Source organism: Streptomyces sp. NPDC050287 (assembly GCF_044459385.1).
GTDB lineage: Bacteria > Actinomycetota > Actinomycetes > Streptomycetales > Streptomycetaceae > Streptomyces.
This window is the reverse complement of record NZ_JBITIY010000017.1, coordinates 104638-119488: the sequence shown is the minus strand read 5'-3', so window position 1 is coordinate 119488 and position 14851 is coordinate 104638. Positions and strand designations below refer to the sequence as shown.

The following is a 14851-nucleotide window of genomic DNA, read 5'->3' as shown; positions in this document are numbered from 1 at the left end:
CGGGCGGGGCGGGGCTGGCGGCGGGTGGGTGTCGGAGGGGAAACCGACGCGGGCGGCAGGCCGGGGCGAGGAGAGGCCGAAGCCGACGGCAGGCGAGAGGCCGAGACGCGGACCGAAGACGACGGCAGAAGAGAGGCCGAGACGCTGCACGGCTGCGGGCAGGCGTCGGAGCAGAGACCGAGAATCGGCCGCGGCACGGTCGCGGGCAAGCGCCGGAGCGGAGATCAAGAAGCGGCCGCGGCACGGCTGCGGGCAGGCGCCGGAGCGGAGGCCGAGCACAGAGGAAGGCCGGCGCCGGAGCGGAGACCGGAGCGGGCAGTCGGCGCGGTGCCGTAGCCTGCGGGCAGTTGTGCCGCCGGGGCGGCACACAGCGGCGCGGGCGGCACCGTGCCGGCGCCGGGCCAAGCGGCTTATGTCGGGTCCGGTCCGTCGTTGTCAGTGTCGCGGTCCACAATGGTCCGCGTCAGATCCCGTTCACGCTTCAGCAAGCAAGAGTGAGCCGGAGGGGCGCGTCGGTGCCGAGAGGGCGATCGCGCGAAGGCCCGCAGGGCTGAGCACGGTCGCCCTGTCGGCACCGACGTGAGCACCCCGCAGGCGAGCGACCAGCAAACAGGAGGAGCCGGCAGCGATGGCCCGCCGCAGCACGAAGACCCCGCCGCCCGACGACTCGTACGAGGAGCGGATCCTCGACATCGACGTCGTGGACGAGATGAAGGGCTCGTACCTCGAGTACGCGTACTCGGTCATCTACTCCCGCGCCCTCCCGGACGCCCGGGACGGCTTGAAGCCGGTACACCGGCGCATCGTGTACCAAATGAACGAGATGGGCCTGCGCCCCGACCGCGGCTATGTGAAGTGCGCCCGCGTCGTCGGCGAGGTCATGGGCAAGCTGCACCCGCACGGCGACGCGTCGATCTACGACGCCCTGGTGCGGATGGCCCAGCCCTTCTCGATGCGCGTCCCCCTGGTCGACGGCCACGGCAACTTCGGATCCCTCGGGAACGACGACCCGCCGGCCGCCATGCGGTACACCGAGTGCCGGATGGCCCAGGCCACGAGCCTGATGACGGAGTCCATCGACGAGGACACCGTCGACTTCGCCCCCAACTACGACGGCCAGGAACAGGAGCCGGCGGCCCTGCCCGCCGCCTTCCCGAACCTGCTCGTGAACGGCGCGTCGGGCATCGCGGTCGGCATGGCCACGAACATGCCCCCGCACAACCTCTCCGAGGTCATCGCGGCCGCCCGCCACCTGATCCGCTTCCCGAACGCGGACCTGGACGCCCTGATGCGGCACGTCCCCGGCCCCGACCTGCCCACCGGCGGCCGGATCGTCGGCCTGACCGGCATCCGCGACGCGTACGAGACGGGCCGCGGCACCTTCAAGATCCGTGCGACGGTCACGGTGGACAACGTGACGGCGCGCCGCAAGGGCCTCGTCGTCACCGAGCTGCCCTTCTCGGTCGGCCCGGAGAAGGTGATCGCCAAGATCAAGGACCTGGTCGGCTCGAAGAAGCTGCAGGGCATCGCCGACGTCAAGGACCTCACCGACCGAGCGCACGGCCTGCGCCTGGTCATCGAGATCAAGAACGGCTTCGTACCGGAGGCCGTCCTGGAGCAGCTCTACAAGCTGACGCCCATGGAGGAGTCCTTCGGCGTCAACAACGTGGCGCTGGTGGACGGCCAGCCCCTCACCCTGGGCCTCAAGGAACTCCTGGAGGTCTACCTCGACCACCGCTTCGAGGTCGTCCGCCGCCGCAGCGAGTTCCGCCGCACCAAGCGGCGCGACCGGCTGCACCTGGTTGAGGGCCTGCTCACGGCGCTGATCGACATCGACGAGGTGATCCGCCTCATCCGCTCCAGCGAGAACTCCGCCGAGGCGAAGCAGCGCCTGATGGAGACCTTCTCGCTGTCGGACATCCAGACCCAGTACATCCTCGACACGCCCCTGCGCCGCCTCACCAAGTTCGACCGCATCGAGCTGGAGGCGGAGAAGGAGCGGCTCAACGAGGAGATCGCGGAACTGACCCGGATCCTGGAGTCGGACGCCGAGCTGCGCAAGCTGGTCTCCGCCGAACTGGCTGCGGTGTCGAAGAAGTTCGGCACCGAGCGCCGTACGGTCCTGCTGGAGTCGGCCGGCGCCCCGGCGGCCGCTGTGCCGCTCCAGGTGGCCGACGACCCGTGCCGGGTGCTGCTGTCCTCGACGGGTCTGCTGGCCCGTACGGCGAACGGCGAGCCGTTCCCGGAGGACGCCGACGCCAGGCGCACCAAGCACGACGTGATCGTCTCGGCGGTGCCGGCCACCGCACGCGGCGAGATCGGCGTGGTGACATCCGGCGGGCGCCTGCTGCGGGTGAACGTGGTCGACCTGCCCCAGCTCCCGGACACGGCGGTCGCGCCGAACCTCTCCGGCGGTGCTCCCATCGCGGAGTTCGTCTCCCTGGAGGGGGATGAGACGGTGATCTGTCTGACCACTCTCGACGAGTCGTCCCCGGGGCTCGCGATCGGCACCGAACAGGGCGTCGTCAAGCGCGTGGTCCCTGACTACCCGGCCAACAAGGACGAGCTGGAGGTCATCACCCTCAAGGAGGGCGACCGGATCGTCGGGGCGGTCGAGCTGCGCACCGGCGAGGAGGACCTGGTCTTCATCTCGGACGACGCGCAACTGTTGCGCTTCCAGGCCTCACAGGTCCGCCCCCAGGGCCGTCCGGCCGGCGGCGTGGCGGGCATCAAGCTGGCGGAGGGCGCGAAGGTGATCTCCTTCACGGCCGTGGACCCGGCGGTGGACGCGGTGGTGTTCACGGTCGCCGGCTCGCGCGGCACGCTGGACGACTCCGTGCAGACGACGGCCAAACTGACCCCGTTCGACCAGTACCCGCGCAAGGGCCGCGCCACCGGCGGTGTCCGCTGCCAGCGCTTCCTCAAGGGCGAGGACTGCCTGTCCCTGGCCTGGGCGGGCGCGACCCCGGCCAAGGCGGCCCAGAAGAACGGCACCCCGGCCGACCTCCCCGAGATGGACCCGCGCCGCGACGGCTCGGGCGTGTCGCTGGGGAAGACGGTGGCGGTGGTGGCGGGACCGGTGTAAGCCCGGTTCAGGCCGGCCCAGGTTCGGGGCTCTCCTGGAAACCCTCCTCCTGCGGGTCCTGTACGTAGCGCAGGACGCCCCACATGCCGTATTCGTCGGCGTGTGGGGCGTCGCTCTCGCACGCCTCCAACTCCTTGCCGAGCGCGGCGGCGTCGATGCCGGAACCGATGAGCACGAGCTGCGTGAGGCGGGCGTCGGCGGCAGCCCACGGCTCCGGACAGAACCGGAGGAACCGCCCGACGGCATGCACGGCGTAGCGGTTGCGGACGTCGTACGGCCCGAAGTCGACGTACCCCTTGATCCGGTACAGCCCTTCGGGCCTGCTGTCGAGGAACCGCATCAACCGGCGCGGGTCGAGGGGGACTTCGGAGGTGAAGGACAGGCTGTCGTAGCCGGTGTGCAGATGGCCGGCGTGTTCGTCCCCCTCCCCCTCCGGATGAGCGCGCAGATCGTCGAAGGACAGCTGCCCGACGCGCTCCTCGCTCGGCCTGCAGTCGAACAGGAACTCGGGGTCGATACGGCCGTAGCGGGCGGGCACGACGGCGGCCCGGTCGGTCAGCGAGCGGACGAGGTCGAGGACGCGTCCGGCATCCGGAGCCCTGTCCAGCTTGTTGACGACGACCAGGTCGGCGAGGGCGAGGTGCCGGTCGATCTCGGGATGCCTGGCCCGGGTGTTGTCGAACTCGGCGGCGTCGACGACCTCCACGAGCCCGCCGTACACGATGCCGGGATGCTCGCTGGCGAGCACCATGCGCACGAGTTCCCGGGGCTCGGCGATCCCGCTGGCCTCGATGACGACGACGTCGATACCGGCGGCGGGGTGAGCAAGCCGTTCGAGATGGACATCGAGCTCACTGGTGTCGACGGCACAGCACAGGCACCCGTTGCCGAGGGACACGGTGGAGTCCCCGAGCGCGCCCGCGACGGCCATCGCGTCGATCTCGATGGCCCCGAAGTCGTTGACGATGGCGCCGATACGGCTGCCGCCGCTGTGGTGGAGCAGGTGGTTGAGGAGCGTGGTCTTGCCGGAACCCAGGAACCCGGCGAGCACGATGACGGGAATCTGACGCGGGCGCGGGCTCGGGCTCGGGCAGATGCTCGTCCCCTGGTCCAGGTCCAGGTCCGGGCCGCCGTACGACTCCGCGGCCGCGGTCGGGTGCGGGGCGGTGCCTGTGCCGGCGCCGCCGGCGGGACCGGCACAGGTGCCCGTGTGAGGTGGGATGCCGGTTCCGGGATGCTGGCCTGCGCTCGGATGCGGGCTCGGCTGGCTCAACGTGCGACCTCTCTCACACCTGCGCGCGCACCGGCTCACGGCTCGGGCGCACGTACGAGGATTGAATGCCGCCCCAGGATACGAGCCGGAAGAATCACCGCGAAGTGAACGATTGTTAGCAGCATTTAAGGGGCAGACGTTGGGCAAGGCGCCGGTTCGTGCGACCCTCGCTTCACTCCGGGCGCCTCCTCTCCGCCTCCCCTGCCGATCAGAGCCGCTCGGCAGCCTGGGAGACGGCAAGCGCCGCCCACCGCTCGCCGGTCCCCTACAGTCGACCCGCACCCCGACGACCGGCGGACGCCGCCTGATTCGGGGGTTGTTGACATGGCCGCACGGAACTTCGGAGTACAGAGCCTGGGCTCCGTCGCGGCGGCGGGCCTGATGCTCGCCACCGCCACGCTGACTCTGGCCTCACGTCAACGGCGCCTCGAAGAGGCACGCCTGCAGATGAAGCGCCTGGAGTTGGAGGAGCGTGCATCCCGGCGCCGAGCGCTGGCGCATCAACAGCGCATGCACTGGGAGTTGCTGGTCAAGGCGATCGACGATCCCTCCCTCGCCGAGGTGATCGACACCTACGACAAGAGCATTCCCGCCGCGAAACGGCGCCAGTACTTCTACGCCAACGCCTGGTACGTCAATCTGTACCACCTCTACCGCGCGGGCATCCTGGACCAGGAGGAGCTGTACGGACACCTGCGCGAGCTGTTCCAAAGCCCTCTCCTGCGGGAGTACTGGGAAGCCTCGAAGGGCCAGCGCGCGACGCTGAAGAACGCCTCGGACGAGGCCAGTATCGGGCGTATGGTCGACAGTCTCATCAAGGACCTGGACGAGGCCGACACGGACGAATGGTGGGTGGTCGGCAATCCGCCCACCACGTGATCGCCGGCGCTCGCGCACCCGGCCTCGACCTCCGACGACCCGGCCCGGAGACGGCGGCGGCCGTGTCCACGCGGTCAACACCGTCCCGGAAAACGACACGGCCAGGTGGTCTTTACAGATGCGGCCCCGTATGCAACACAGGCCCCTATACGCTGCTGCCACCACTCTGCCCACATCATCGTTAAGGACCCGTACCCTTGAAGATCGTGCGCCGCATCGGTGTGCCTCCGAGTGCCCGCGGCAGTGCCTCAGGAGCCAACTGCCCGGACCTGTTCGAGCTGAGCGACGGCAATTTCGCCGTCATCGGCACCGAGGCCACCGAGGCGCTGGAGCGTGAACTCCCCGCCGATGCCTCCCGTGGCGACTACGAGCGCATCGTCATCGTCAGCCGGGAGACCCTGATCCGCGCCAAGGCGGACATCCCCGACGCCTGACCTCCTCCAGCGGGCACGCGTCGACCACCGGACTCGTCCCGTCCAGCCGCTCCCGGCCGCCCAGAACCGCTGAGCGCGCCGGGCACCGACGAGCGAGCAGGCCGTCACCCCGTCCCCTGCTCGGTCACCACCCGATGAGGCCTGGCGCCAGAACGGCACCAGGCCACACGCATGTCAGACAGCCTGCGGGACCTTCGGCACCGACCAGTACCACTTCCGGGCGTCGACGCGACCGAGCCTGCCGCCCGCCACTCCTACGAGGAGGTCGCCGGGCGGCCGTGGACCGGGCAGCCGCGCCGCGGCGCCGCCTTCACCGCACCGGAGGCCGCCGTCACCGCCGCCCGAGACCGTCTTCGCGGTGGGCCGTACTGCGGGCCGGCTCGCGCCCGCCCGGGAGGAGTACGGGAAGCGTCCGCCGCGCATGCGCGCCGGCCACCACGTGGGCCCGAGGACACCACAGCCACTGCCGGAGCAGCACGCGTGCCCCGTCAGAAGGCGCCCGCCCGAAGTCAGGTTAGGCTCACCTCTGTGAGTACGTGCTCAACCGTCTCCCGGGACCTCGACGAGCCCATTTCCGGAACAGCGGCCACGGCGACGACCTGGCTGCTGCTGGAACAGCCCGGTCCCTGGGGTGCCAAGGCGCTCACTTCGAGCCACCTGGACCCCGCGCTCGGCCGTGCCCTGGAGGCAGCGGCCCAGGACACGGGGGTACGGATCGCACTCATCCGCCGCCCCGGCCGGCACGCCGACAGCGGCACTCCGACCGCGCGCCAGGTGTACGTGGCCCACACCGTGCCCGGGAACGTGTGGCTGCGTTCCGCCATGATCTGCGACCCGCGCCGACTCCTCGACGTCGACTTCACCGCGCTCGGCCGCGGGGACCACGGCAGCTTCGACTCGGCTGTCGGCGGGCGGCCGCACACCGGTGATCCGCTCGCGCTCGTGTGCACCAACGGCAAGCGCGACCGCTGCTGCGCCCTCCTGGGCCGCCCCCTCGCGGCGGAGCTGGCCGCCTCCGGCGTCGAGGGCGTCTGGGAGGTCACCCATCTGGGCGGTCATCGCTTCTCCCCGACGCTGCTCGTCCTGCCGTACGGCTACGCCTACGGCCGGGCCGAGGCCCACGCGGTCAAGGAGGTACTGCACAGCGTCAAGGAGGGCCGGATCGTCGTGGAGGGGTGCCGCGGGAGCTCCGCCTGGGAGCGACCCGGCCAGGCGGCCGAGCTGGCCGTACGCAGGGCCGCGGGCGAGTACGCCGCCCAGGCACTGACCGTGATCCGTACGGAAGGCGCCGCACCTCGCTGGGAGGTGACCGTCGCCCACACCGACGGACGCCGCTGGCGCGTCGTCGTGACCCAGGGTGCCTCGCTGCCGGCCAGGCCGGAGAGCTGCGGGGCCTCGGTGCTCGGCGCACCCGCACGGATGGACGTGGTGTCGGTGCACGAGCCGGCGACCACGACGGCGCTCGCGGGCCGAGGCCACCGCCGTACACCGAAGGCCTGAGGTTCGTCCGCTCACGCTCACAGGCCCGCGTCCCGGGCGGCTGGTTGGACTGCGTCCCCGGGCGGCTGGTTGGCCTGACGTCCCCGGCGACCGGCCGGCGTCTCATATGTCGATCAAGTAATCCATGCCACACCCCCTGCGGCAGTTCCGGTCTCCCCACGTACCGTCATGGGTATGCGCCCCACTCCCCCCGCCCGCCGCCTGCGCCTCGGACTACCGCGGCGCATGTTTTCGCAGGTGCTGCTGATGCAGCTGGCGATCGCCGCGGGAGTCGCGGTGCTCGCGACCGGACTGTTCCTCGCTCCGCTCAGCGACCAGCTGGACGACCAGGCCATGCGCCGCGCGCTGGCGATCGCGCAGACGGCCGCCGCCGAACCGGGGATCGCCGAGGAGGTCAAGGCCACGCAGCCGACGGCCGGCGGGCCCGTCCAGCGGGAGGCGGAGCGGATCCGCAGGGCCACCCAGGCCGAGTACATCGTGGTGATGGACCGGCGGGGTGTGCGCTGGTCGCACCCCACCGCGAGCGAGATAGGCAGGACCGTCTCCACCGACCCCAGCCAGGCCCTGGCCGGCAAGGAGGTCATGGAGATCGACAACGGCACCCTGGGCCGCTCCGCCCGCGGCAAGGTTCCACTGCGTGACAGCGAGGGGAAGATCGTCGGCGCGGTCTCGGTGGGCATCGCGTACGACAGCGTGCGGGCGCGGCTGATCCACGCGATCCCGGGACTGCTCGCGTACGCCGGCGGCGCGCTGGCCGTGGGCGCGCTGGCCGCCTGGCTCATCTCCCGCCGGGTCCAGCGGCAGACCCGGGACCTCGCCTTCTCGGACATCTCGGGGCTCCTCGCGGAGCGCGAGGCGATGCTGCACGGCATCCGGGAGGGCGTTGTCGCCCTGGACCGCACGGGCCGCGTCCGCCTGCTCAACGACGAGGCGCAGCGGCTGCTGGGTATCGGGGACGAGGCCGTCGGCCGCACCCCCGACGAGGCGCTCGGCGAGGGTCGGACCGCCGACGTCCTGGCGGGCCGGGTGACCGGCACCGACCTGCTCACCGTGCGCGGCCAGCGCGTCCTGGTCGCCAACCGCATGCCCACCGACGACGGGGGCGCCGTCGCCACCTTGCGCGACCGCACCGAACTGGACCAGCTCGGCCGCGAGCTCGACTCCACGCGCGGCCTGATCGACGCCCTGCGCGCGCAGGACCACGAGCACGCCAACCGCATGCACACGCTCCTCGGACTGCTCGAACTGGAGATGTACGACGACGCCGTGGAGTTCGTCGGAGAGGTCGTGGGCGACCACCGAGCCACGGCTGAACAGGTCACGGAGAGGATCCAGGACCCCCTGCTCGCCGCGCTGCTGGTCGGCAAGGCGACCGTCGCCGCCGAGCGTCAAGTGGCGCTGTGGGTCTCGGACCGGACGCATCTGCCGGACCGGCTGGTCGACCCCGGCGGACTGGTCACCATCCTCGGCAACCTGGTGGACAACGCGCTGGACGCCGTCGCGGGGACCCCGCACGCGCGCGTGGAGGTCGAACTGCGCACGGAGGGCCGTACCGCCGTCCTCAGGGTGCGCGACACGGGACCGGGAATCCCGCAGGAACACCGCGAGTTGATCTTCACCGAGGGGTGGTCCACGAAGAAACCGCCCGCCCACCGGGAGCGCGGCATCGGACTCTCGCTGGTCCGCAGGCTCGCCGAGCGGCAGGGGGGAAGCGCGACCGTCGACGACGCGGGCGGCGGGGGCGCGGAGTTCACCGTCGTCCTGCCCGACGCCCTGGAACCCGAACCGGAGCCCGCCCTGACCGCGCCGCGGACCGCACAGCCCGCCACCGAGGAGGAGTCGTGTTGATCGAGGTCCTGATCGTGGACGACGACATCCGGGTGGCGCGCGTCAACGCCGCCTATGTGGCGAAGGTGGCGGGCTTCCATGTGGCCGGTGAGGCGCACAGCGCGGCGGAGGCGCTTCGGCAACTGGAGGTGCTGCCGCACGTGGACCTCGTCCTCATGGACCACTACCTGCCCGACGAGACGGGCCTCACGGTCGTCCAGGAGATGCGCCGGCGCGGCCATCAGACCGACGTGATCATGGTGACGGCGGCCCGGGACGTCTCGACCGTGCAGGCGGCGATGCGGCACGGCGCGTTGCAGTACCTGGTCAAGCCGTTCGCCTTCGCGGGCCTGCGCGCCAAACTGGAGGCGTACGCCGAGCTGCGCCGCACCCTCGACGGCGGAGGCGAGGCGGAGCAGGCCGAGGTGGACCGCATCTTCGGCGCCCTGTCCGCGCCCTCGGAACCCGAACTGCCCAAAGGCCACTCCCCCACCACGGCGGAGCTGGTCCGCCGCTCCCTGATGAACGCCGAAGGCCCCCTGTCGGCCCAGGAGATCGCCGAACGGACCGGCGTGAGCCGCCAGACCGCCCAGCGCTATCTGAAGCTCCTGGAGCGCACGGGACGGGCTCGCCTGACGCTCAAATACGGTGACGCGGGCCGCCCGGAACACCGTTACGTGTGGGCGACCCGCGCCTGAGGACACGGCCCGTGACGGCGGGGAAGGAACCGTGCCCGCCCTTGCACACGGATGTCGGCCCGCCTTCTTCGCGAACTCGGTCGTGCAGGTCTTCGGCAGGGCATCCGGGTCCCGTACGACGATGACGGCCTCGGCCTGTTACGTGGGCCTATGCGGCCCCCGCCCCGGTCAGCGACCGCACCTCGGTTTCCGCGTGCTTGGCCTCGTCGGGCAGTTCCGCCGAGGTGACCGTGCCGAGCCAGCCCGCGAGGAAGCCAAGCGGGACCGAGACGAGCCCGGGGTTCTGCAGGGGGAAGTACTGGAAGTCGACGGTGGGAAACAGTGACTCCGGGCTGCCGGACACCACCGGTGACAGCACCACGAGCAGCAGGGCCGGGATCAGCCCGCCATAGACGGACCAGACGGCGCCGCGTGTGGTGAAGCCGCGCCAGAACAGCGAGTACAGCAGCACCGGCAGGTTGGCGGACGCGGCGACCGCGAAGGCCAGGCCCACCAGGAACGCCACGTTGAGATCCCGCGCCAGCAGGCCCAGGGCGATCGCCACCGCGCCGATACCGACCGCGGCGGCACGTGCCACGGCCACCTCGCTACGCGGCTTGGTGTGCCGGCGACGCAGCGAGGCGTACAGGTCGTGGGCCACCGACGCCGAGGAGGCCAGCGTGATCCCGGCGACCACGGCGAGGATCGTTGCGAAGGCGACCGCGGCGACGACGGCGAAGAGAACCGCTCCTCCCGTGGAGTCGGCCCCGCCGCCCAGGTCGAGCGCGAGCAGCGGAACGGCCGTGTTTCCGGCCGCGTTCGATCCGCGTACCGTGTCCGGCCCCACGATGGCCGCCGCACCGAACCCCAGGACGATCGTCATCAGGTAGAAGCCCCCGATGAGCCCGATCGACCAGATGACCGAACGCCGTGCGGCCCGCGCGGTGGGCACGGTGTAGAAGCGGGACAGGATGTGCGGCAGCCCGGCCGTCCCCAGCACCAGCGCGAGGCCCAGACTGATGAAGTCGAACCGGGCCGTCCAGTCCCCGCCGTACCTCAGGCCCGGCGCCAGGAAGGCCTTGCCATGACCACTGCGCTCCGCCGCCGTGAGCAGCAGCTGGTCGAAGTCGCCGTGAAAACGCACCAGGACGAGCACGGTCAGGGTGACGGTACCGCCGAGCAGCAGGACCGCCTTGACGATCTGGATCCAGGTGGTGGCCCGCATCCCGCCCAGCGACACGTAGATCACCATGAGCGCGCCGACCACGACGACCGTCCAGGACTGCGCCGCCTCGCTGGTGCCTCCGAGAAGCAGTGCGACCAGGCTGCCCGCGCCCACCATCTGCGCCACCAGATACAGAACGGACACGGTGACCGAGGAGGTTCCCGCCGCGATCCGCACCGGACGCTCGCTCATCCGTGCCGCGACCACGTCGGCGAGCGTGAACCGTCCGCAGTTGCGTACCAGTTCGGCGACAAGGAACAGAACCAGGAGCCAGGCCACGAGGAACCCCACCGAGTACAGCAGCCCGTCGTACCCGAACAGGGCGATGAGTCCGGAGATGCCGAGGAAGGAGGCCGCGGACATGTAGTCACCCGCGATGGCAAAACCATTTTCCATCGGAGAGAAGAGCCGTCCGCCCGCGTAGAACTCCTCCGCCGAACCCTGGCGGTGCCGACTCACCCACGTCGTGATGCCCAGGGTGACGGCGACGAACGCGCTGAACAGCAGCAGCGCCAGCGGCTGATGGTTGCCGGTCATGATGCACCGCCCCTGATGCCGCGTGTCAGTTCCTGGGTGTCCCACCGCAGTTCGAGCGCCGCCCGGTCCCGGCGCAGCCTGGCATGCCGTGCGTACGCCCAGGTGAGCAGGAAGGTCGTGAGGAACTGACCGAGCCCGGCCAGCATCGCCACGTTCACGGCGCCCGCCACAGGCCGCGCCATCAGAGCGGGCGCGGTGGTGGCGGCCACCACGTAGGCCAGGTACCAGAGGGAGGACCCCGCGACCGCCGGCACCACGAACCCTCGGTAGCGCCTGCGCACCTCCTGGAAGGCCTCGCTGCGCTGCACCTCCAGGTACACCTCGGCCGCGGCCGCCGCCGGGGCGTCGTACTCCCGGCGCGCCGACGACTCCGCGGACACGGGCGTCCGGGTACCTGCCGACTCGCCCCAGCCGGAGGCGAGTGCGTCGTACCAGGGGTCCTCGTACCTCACGCCTCCGGCCACCTCCGCGGACACCGGATCATGAACGTCATGGTTGTCGGCCGAACTCTCGGCACCACCGCCGCCTCCGCGGGGGCGACCGTTGCTTGACTGCATGCCCAAGGATGGACAGAACGGGAAGATCCGTGACTCTTCTTCTCCCTGCTCTTCACCCCATCAGGTGACTCAGCCGGTCGGCGGCCGCACCAGCCCCTTCGCGTATGCGTAACGCACCGCCTGTGCCCGGTCCTTGAGCCCCGTCTTGGCGAAGAGATTGTTGATGTGGGTCTTCACGGTCGCCGTGGACACATGCAGCTTGCGAGCGATCTCCTGGTTGCTGAGTCCGTCCGCGATCAGCAGCAGTACCTCCGTCTCCCGTGTGGTGAGCCCGTCCGGCGCTTCGATGGGCGCCGGCGGCTGCGGCTCGGGATCCGACAGTCTCTCCAGCAGCCGCCGTTGGATGCTCGGTGCCAGTCCCGCGTCCCCGGACAACACACTCCTCACGGCCCGTACGATCTCTTCACCTCCCGCGTCCTTGGTCAGATAGCCACGCGCGCCCGCTCTCAGCGCGGGGAACAGCGACTCGTCGTCCGCGAAGGTCGTGAGCACCACCACCTGCGTCCCGGGGTGCTCCGCCCGGATGCGCCGGGTCGCCTCCAACCCGTCGCAACGGGGCATGCGCAGGTCCATCAGCACGACGTCCGGAGCGAGTTCGGCGACGAGTCGCACCGCCTGGTCCCCGTCCCCCGCGGAGCCGACGACGTCGATTCCGGGGAGCAGCCCCAGCAGCATCACGATTCCCTCGCGGACCACGGTCTGGTCGTCCACGACCACCACGCGCGCCGGACTCTGCTCATCCTCCGTCATACGGGCACCTTCAGCGACACCACGAATCCCTCCTCGTCCGGCCCGGCCTCCAGCGAGCCGCCCAGCAGTTCGGCACGCTCGCGCATGCCCAGCAGACCGTACCCGGCGCCCGCCGCGCCGAGTTCGCCCGGCGACCCTCCCGAGTCACGTACGACCAGCGTCACTTGATGCTCGCCGTAGTCGAGCCGTATCCGTACATTGGCCCCGGGAGCGTGCTTGCGGACGTTGGTCAGCGCCTCCTGGGCCACCCTGCGCACGGCCTGGGACGCCTCCGCCGGCAGGGGCCTGCGGTCACCCGTAATGGTGGCCTCGGCACCGTCGGCCGTACTGACCAGCTGGGTCAGGAAGTCCTCCAGCGGAGTCAGCTCGCCGCGCAGTGCCGACAGTGCCTGCCGGGTCTCGGAGAGACCATCGCGGGCCATTCCACGTGCCGCCACGACCCGTTCCAGGATCTGCTCCCGGTCGGCACCCCGCTCGATCAGCAGCCGGGCCGCCTCCAGGTGCACGAGCTGTGCCGAGAGGCTGTGCGCCAGCACGTCGTGGATCTCCCGCGCGATGCGAGCCCGCTCCCCCAGCGCCGCGGACTCCGCCTCAGCGGCCCGCGCGGCGCGCTCCTGGGCGAGCAGCCGCTGGGCGCTGCCCCGGGCCTCGGCGTCCAGCCTCAGCACGTATCCGGCGAGGGCGAGGCCGCCCGTCGTGGCCGCGGTGGTCAGCCATACGTCGTCGTTGACCGCGGCGTACGAAGCGAGGGCGACCGACGCGACCGGCAGGGCGGCCGCCACGGGCAGTCGCTCCAGAGCGGTGATGGCGCACCCGCACCAGATGACCAGAGCGGGGACTCTGAAACCCACGGCCTGGGCGACGACCGCTATCGCCAGCAGCGCGGTCATGAGCGCCAGAGACGGCAGGAGCCGGTGCTCGAGGGTGCTGCGATAGAGGGCCCAGGCCAGGAAGGCGGCCAGCACAAGCCCCGCCACGGCCGCGACCGCGCCCCAGCCGTGCACGTGGCGGCCGGTGAAGGCACTCCACAGCAGCATGCCGAGGACCAGCCCTCGCACCACCCAGCCGAGCAGTCGCCGGGCGCCCGAGGACTCCGCGCGCCCGAGAGCCTCGCGTGAGGGCCAGCGTGTCCAGGCGTTCTCCGTCACACCCGTTCCTTCCACGTGGGCCGGGACATGCTGTCACCGTATGCCGTGCCCGTCGCGGCAGCCGGGCGCAGGAACTTGGCCCGCCAGGCCAGGATGCCGGAGCGCACCAGCAGCGTGGCCGCCAGAGCCAGCAGCAGCGCGGAGGAGTCCTGGTGGAGGCCGAGCGCCGCGCCGAGCGCGAAGAGGCCGACGCGCAGTCCGACGCCCACCGCCCAGACTCCACCGCTCGCCTTGGTGCTTCTGCTCCACACCGCGCCGTCCGGCTCCACCCATATGCGCGTCGTCCAGGCCCAGGCGGCTCCAGTGGCGAGGCCGGTGAGCAATTCGGCAATCAGCAGGACGACCGACGCCGTGTGGTGGTGGGCGTCCACTATCGCCGGCTCACGAAGCGCCACGACGGCCAGGATCACGGGCAGCAGCCACCAACGCCTCTCGGTGTCGATCCGGCTCGCACGGAACTGCCGGACGATCACCAGGACGAGCACAGCCGCGATCACCAACGTGTTGACGAGCCCGGGCATCAGAGCCTCCGTAGCGAAGAGGGCGAGGCCGACAGCGAGCGCTGCCGACGCCTATGAAGCTACGGAAATCCGCAGGTCGACAGATCGGAGCGGGGGTGGATCACGGGTGGATCCTCCGCCGTCGGTGATCTCCACCCCCGGGTGGAGACACCCAGTCCCACCGGGACAGGCGGACAGGCGACGTGGACAGCGGGCCAGCGGACAGGTGATGGGGTACGAAGCGGGGCCGAGAACGGCGGCGTGGGCCGGGCCACTGGACAGGCGACGCAGGCCCATGATGCCGACAGGCGGTGGGGTCCGGTCTGCGAGCCGGCGGACGACCGGCGACGCACGCCCAGTGCCGGACAGGCGGTGCGGGTCCGGTCGGCGGCACCGATCGGCGCCCGGCGCCCTGAAGCCGAGAGGTGGAACCGGCGTCGACAGACCCCGGAGCCGGAT

At 71.1% G+C, this 14851-nt stretch carries 13 protein-coding genes; 6 read left to right on the top strand and 7 right to left on the bottom strand.

Annotated elements, in window-relative coordinates; genetic code table 11:
• Positions 1 to 628 precede the first annotated feature (628 nt).
• Complete coding sequence (locus ACIBK3_RS40265) at positions 629 to 3085, top strand: DNA topoisomerase (ATP-hydrolyzing) subunit A (RefSeq protein ID WP_399373006.1); 2457 nt, start codon at positions 629 to 631, stop codon at positions 3083 to 3085.
• A gap of 7 nt (positions 3086 to 3092) precedes the next feature.
• Here ACIBK3_RS40265 and ACIBK3_RS40260 read toward each other — a convergent pair whose 3' ends face one another.
• Complete coding sequence (locus ACIBK3_RS40260) at positions 3093 to 4181, bottom strand: CobW family GTP-binding protein (RefSeq protein ID WP_399373074.1); 1089 nt, start codon at positions 4179 to 4181, stop codon at positions 3093 to 3095.
• Between the two features lie 501 nt (positions 4182 to 4682).
• Between ACIBK3_RS40260 and ACIBK3_RS40255 the strand changes: the two genes are divergently transcribed.
• Together ACIBK3_RS40255 and ACIBK3_RS40250 are read left to right on the top strand one after the other, a co-directional pair.
• Positions 4683 to 5237, top strand: coding sequence for a DUF6082 family protein (locus ACIBK3_RS40255; protein ID WP_399373004.1), 555 nt, complete (start codon positions 4683 to 4685; stop codon positions 5235 to 5237).
• Positions 5238 to 5434: 197 nt separating this feature from the next.
• Positions 5435 to 5671, top strand: coding sequence for a hypothetical protein (locus ACIBK3_RS40250; protein WP_030931634.1), 237 nt, complete (start codon positions 5435 to 5437; stop codon positions 5669 to 5671).
• Positions 5672 to 5845: 174 nt separating this feature from the next.
• Here the strand turns inward: ACIBK3_RS40250 and ACIBK3_RS40245 are convergent, their stop codons facing one another.
• Positions 5846 to 6094: a hypothetical protein gene (locus ACIBK3_RS40245; RefSeq protein WP_399373002.1), complete on the bottom strand. Its 249-nt coding sequence runs from the start codon at positions 6092 to 6094 to the stop codon at positions 5846 to 5848.
• A gap of 105 nt (positions 6095 to 6199) precedes the next feature.
• On the opposite strand from ACIBK3_RS40245, the gene ACIBK3_RS40240 reads away from it, so the two are divergent.
• From ACIBK3_RS40240 to ACIBK3_RS40230, 3 genes are all read left to right on the top strand, one after another.
• Positions 6200 to 7171, top strand: a complete 972-nt coding sequence (locus ACIBK3_RS40240; protein WP_399373001.1) for a sucrase ferredoxin — start codon at positions 6200 to 6202, stop codon at positions 7169 to 7171.
• A 174-nt stretch (positions 7172 to 7345) separates the two neighbouring features.
• Complete coding sequence (locus ACIBK3_RS40235; protein ID WP_399373000.1) at positions 7346 to 9019, top strand: ATP-binding protein; 1674 nt, start codon at positions 7346 to 7348, stop codon at positions 9017 to 9019.
• Positions 9016 to 9696 (top strand): response regulator, encoded by a 681-nt coding sequence (locus tag ACIBK3_RS40230; protein WP_399373072.1) that lies wholly within the window; start codon positions 9016 to 9018, stop codon positions 9694 to 9696. Before ACIBK3_RS40235 ends, ACIBK3_RS40230 begins: the two co-directional genes overlap by 4 nt.
• A 148-nt stretch (positions 9697 to 9844) precedes the next feature.
• Here the strand turns inward: ACIBK3_RS40230 and ACIBK3_RS40225 are convergent, their stop codons facing one another.
• The 5 genes from ACIBK3_RS40225 to ACIBK3_RS40205 all read right to left on the bottom strand — a co-directional run bounded on the left by ACIBK3_RS40225 (position 9845) and on the right by ACIBK3_RS40205 (position 14413).
• Entirely contained in the window at positions 9845 to 11437 is a 1593-nt protein-coding gene (locus tag ACIBK3_RS40225) for a cation acetate symporter (protein WP_399372999.1), read from the bottom strand.
• The gene (locus tag ACIBK3_RS40220) at positions 11434 to 11994 is read right to left on the bottom strand and encodes a DUF485 domain-containing protein (protein WP_399372997.1); all 561 of its coding nucleotides are present in this window, start codon (positions 11992 to 11994) and stop codon (positions 11434 to 11436) included. Before ACIBK3_RS40220 ends, ACIBK3_RS40225 begins: the two co-directional genes overlap by 4 nt.
• A gap of 69 nt (positions 11995 to 12063) precedes the next feature.
• Positions 12064 to 12744, bottom strand: coding sequence for a response regulator (locus tag ACIBK3_RS40215; protein WP_399372996.1), 681 nt, complete (start codon positions 12742 to 12744; stop codon positions 12064 to 12066).
• Positions 12741 to 13892, bottom strand: a complete 1152-nt coding sequence (locus tag ACIBK3_RS40210) for a sensor histidine kinase (RefSeq protein ID WP_399372995.1) — start codon at positions 13890 to 13892, stop codon at positions 12741 to 12743. Before ACIBK3_RS40210 ends, ACIBK3_RS40215 begins: the two co-directional genes overlap by 4 nt.
• The gene (locus ACIBK3_RS40205) at positions 13889 to 14413 is read right to left on the bottom strand and encodes a DUF1453 domain-containing protein (protein ID WP_399372993.1); all 525 of its coding nucleotides are present in this window, start codon (positions 14411 to 14413) and stop codon (positions 13889 to 13891) included. Before ACIBK3_RS40205 ends, ACIBK3_RS40210 begins: the two co-directional genes overlap by 4 nt.
• Positions 14414 to 14851: the final 438 nt, after the last annotated feature.

What these genes read in the sequence shown, in the direction of transcription:
- ACIBK3_RS40265 (WP_399373006.1), top strand. Translation starts at nt 629, where the DNA reads ATGGCCCGCCGCAGCACGAAGACCCCGCCGCCCGACGACTCGTACGAG.
- ACIBK3_RS40255 (WP_399373004.1), top strand. Translation starts at nt 4,683, where the DNA reads ATGGCCGCACGGAACTTCGGAGTACAGAGCCTGGGCTCCGTCGCGGCG.
- ACIBK3_RS40245 (WP_399373002.1), bottom strand. Translation starts at nt 6,094, where the DNA reads ATGCGCGGCGGACGCTTCCCGTACTCCTCCCGGGCGGGCGCGAGCCGG.
- ACIBK3_RS40235 (WP_399373000.1), top strand. Translation starts at nt 7,346, where the DNA reads ATGCGCCCCACTCCCCCCGCCCGCCGCCTGCGCCTCGGACTACCGCGG.
- ACIBK3_RS40225 (WP_399372999.1), bottom strand. Translation starts at nt 11,437, where the DNA reads ATGACCGGCAACCATCAGCCGCTGGCGCTGCTGCTGTTCAGCGCGTTC.
- ACIBK3_RS40220 (WP_399372997.1), bottom strand. Translation starts at nt 11,994, where the DNA reads ATGCAGTCAAGCAACGGTCGCCCCCGCGGAGGCGGCGGTGGTGCCGAG.
- ACIBK3_RS40215 (WP_399372996.1), bottom strand. Translation starts at nt 12,744, where the DNA reads ATGACGGAGGATGAGCAGAGTCCGGCGCGCGTGGTGGTCGTGGACGAC.
- ACIBK3_RS40205 (WP_399372993.1), bottom strand. Translation starts at nt 14,413, where the DNA reads ATGCCCGGGCTCGTCAACACGTTGGTGATCGCGGCTGTGCTCGTCCTG.